2 protein-coding genes and 1 pseudogene are annotated in these 3,462 nt (G+C 37.2%); all 3 read right to left on the minus strand.

What is annotated here, in order from left to right; genetic code table 11:
• Positions 1-259 precede the first annotated feature (259 nt).
• Positions 260-2,086, minus strand: a complete 1,827-nt coding sequence (locus Q0F90_RS08185) for a nucleoside-diphosphate sugar epimerase/dehydratase (protein WP_296004636.1) — start codon at positions 2,084-2,086, stop codon at positions 260-262.
• 36 nt (positions 2,087-2,122) lie between these two features.
• Entirely contained in the window at positions 2,123-2,866 is a 744-nt protein-coding gene (locus Q0F90_RS08190; RefSeq protein ID WP_296004638.1) for a polysaccharide biosynthesis/export family protein, read from the minus strand.
• A gap of 415 nt (positions 2,867-3,281) precedes the next feature.
• Positions 3,282-3,462, minus strand: a pseudogene (locus tag Q0F90_RS08195) (ABC transporter ATP-binding protein); the annotation flags it as partial.

The raw sequence follows: 3,462 nt of genomic DNA on the forward strand, positions 1-3,462 counted from the left end.
CTAGTACTATGCAGGCTACCGTAACGTTGATGCTTTTACGGCGCTTTTTAACGAGGACTTTACCAACCTCTTTTAAATCAATAATTTGTTCCACCCATATACCCCTTTCTGTGAAAGTATACAAACAACAGGGTCTCTCCCTCTAAGGATTATGAACTGTGTCTCTCCCTCTCAAGCAAAGCACAGTGTAAGTAAATATAATTTAGTACTAGAAAGATTTAGAAATGTAAATAAAAGCAATATCTAAGATACTAATAATTTACACATTATGATTTGGATGGTATGTAGGAACTATATCCTTCAATACATTAATGACATCCATATCAGTTTTACATGTTTCAAAGCGCTCAATTTGTTGGCCTAACCATTCTTGGTCAACATCTTCTAAAGCAGCTTCAAAGATTTTCTTATGTGTCGTTGTATTCGTGCCTTCTTCAGCAGTTAATAACTCTTCGTACAATTTTTCACCAGGACGCAAACCAGTAAATTCAATACGAATATCCTTATTTGGCTCAAAGCCAGAAAGACGAATCATATTTTTAGCTAAATCTACAATTTTAACTGGTTCCCCCATATCTAAGAGGAATACTTCGCCCCCTTTACCCATGGCACCAGCTTGAAGTACTAATTGACTTGCTTCTGGAATTGTCATGAAATAGCGAGTCATTTCTGGATCCGTAACAGTAACGGGACCGCCTGCTTCAATTTGTTTACGGAATAACGGAATAACAGAACCACGGCTACCAAGTACATTACCAAAACGAACAGTAATAAACTTAGTATCATATTTATGGTTCATGCCTAGTACAACCTTCTCTGCCACACGTTTAGTGGCGCCCATAACGCTAGTAGGGTTTACTGCTTTATCCGTAGAAATCATAACAAAGCGTTCAACTCCATGAGCACCAGCTACATCTGCTACATTTCGAGTCCCGTAAATGTTATTGAGCACCGCCGCTATAGGTTGAATTTCCATAAGTGGTACATGCTTATGAGCTGCAGCATGGAATACTACCTCAGGATTATAATCTTTAAAGATTTGTTCTAATTGATTCTTATCTCGAATATCTGCAATGATAGGTACTAAGGTACCTTCAGACGCTACACTGCGCAATTCTTGGTGGATAATATAAATGCTGTTTTCACCATGACCAAGAAGCAATAATTTCTTAGGCTTTACACGTAGCACTTGGCGACAAATTTCAGATCCGATGGAACCACCAGCGCCTGTAACGAGAACTACTTTATCCTTAAGGTACGGTTCCACCTTGGATGTATCAAGATGAATTTCATCACGTTCTAATAAATCTTCAATGGAAACAGGATGTAGATGAGATACAAGAACTTCATCATCTAGCAACTGGTATACCCCTGGCAATGTGTTGATCTTACATTTAAGAGGGGAGCAAATTTCCATAATCTCTCGAATAACATCACGCTTAACAGATGGCATGGCAATGATGATTTCTTCAATCTTATATTTAGCTGCCAACATAGGTATATCTTCACGATTACCTAAAATTCTAAAGCCATTCATAAGACAATTCTGTTTAAACATATCATCATCAACAAAGCCAATTACTCGACGAGAGCGCTTATGGTATCTCTCGATTTCACGAGCAATTGTTGCCCCTGCATCACCTGCACCAATGATCAGTGTGTTTACTTGGCCACTTTCACCATCATCCCCACTGCTATAATGAAGCGCCACATAATGTAGTAACATGCGCCCCATACCTACTGCACCAGTTGTTAGGAACCATGTAATAAAATAGATTGATCTTGGTAACGATTTACCAAAGGCAAACATAGAGGAGTAAAAGATAGCTGTACCTACCGTTGTAGCGACAAATACTGCTAATACCTCTCGCATCCCTGCATAGCGCCAAATACGCGTGTACAAATGCATAATCAAGAACATCAACATATATGAAACGAGTAGGAGCGGTAAGGCATCTACCATTTGGTTAATATATTGAGGTTCTATGTAGCCATCAAATCGAATGAATAGACTGACAAAAGCAACGATAACAATAGTTGCAATATCAGCAATAAACAATATGGCTGGTAATAAATATGAACGCAAAAGAACGCCCCCTTATATGACAGATAATTCTTATCCTTAATCCTTACCTATGCGTGATACCATGTAAGCGCCAGTTAAGATTGGAGCAATATCACGAGCAAAGTTAATACGACTGTTTTTAGTTAAGTAAAGAACATCGCCCTCTCTCATAATATAGTTTTCAGACATATCCCCTGTTTGCAAGATGCGGTTTAGATTAATTGGGATTGGTTTTTCTGGATGATCTTGGTGAATTAAGTAAATTTTCTTCTTCGCTGTATCCCAGTTGAAGCTACCTGCAGCACCAATAGCATCAATAACAGTGCTAGACTTTGTTAGCGTGTAAGCACCTGGTCGATTAATTTCGCCAAATACATAAACTCGTACACCACCAAGTTTTGTAACATTCACAGTAATATCTGGATTAATGATATATCGAGATAAACCTTGTTGTAGTTCAGCAGTAAACTCATCAACAGTTAAACCATCTGCTTTTACAGCACCAACCATTGGGAATGATACATAGCCATCAGGACGAACTGCATACATAATGTCATTGCCATTACGAGTACCAAGATCGGCTTGTTGTACAACTTGAATCGTTAATTCATCCCCTTGACGTAGGCGATACTCTTTGTCAGAGCTAATTACAGATGCACTAGTTTCCAAAGGTGCATGACCTTCCAACTGTACAGTTTTAGTATTATAGCCCTGTTCAGTAGTTACACTTACTGGTGCAGCCATAGCGGCTGTCGTTGCACATAAGAATGCAGCCATCATCACATACTGTTTTTTATTCATACTTTACCTCTTTGTTCTACATTCAACATTCTCAATACATCACATGATTATTAGTATTGTAAATACTAAAAAATCGGTTAAGCTATTTTATCATTTTTTTAAATGTACTTCTATAAACCTAAGATATTCTGAGTGAACTTCATTAAACTTTCAATAACAAACCCAGTAAACATAGTATTTTCACGGAATTTTCATGAGTGATTTTTTACTCATTTCATAGATAATTCACTCCGTTTTTTATTAAAATTTAGTAAAATAATTAAATATATGTAAAGTCATTTCACTATCAATTCACACTTTCACCTCTCACTCATCACTTTTATTGATGAATTAAAAAAATAAGGTGTATATACTAGCAAGCTAGTATATACACCTTATTTAAATTTTAGATAATTATAATATTTTTTAAGGGTAATTACTCAACCCGACCGCCTAAGTAAGCTTCCATAACGCGCGGATTATGGCGTACTTCATCAGCTGGGCCAGACAAGACCATTTTGCCCGTTTCCAATACATAAGCGTAATCAGCAATTTTTAATGCTTGGCGCACATTTTGTTCTACTAAAAGAACCGTTGTCCCTTCAGCACTAATCTCT

Origin of the sequence: uncultured Veillonella sp., from assembly GCF_934190855.1 — a bacterium.
Classification (GTDB): domain Bacteria; phylum Bacillota; class Negativicutes; order Veillonellales; family Veillonellaceae; genus Veillonella.

Coding starts and splice junctions, on each gene's coding strand:
- Q0F90_RS08190 (WP_296004638.1), bottom strand. CDS start 2,866: ATGAATAAAAAACAGTATGTGATGATGGCTGCATTCTTATGTGCAACG.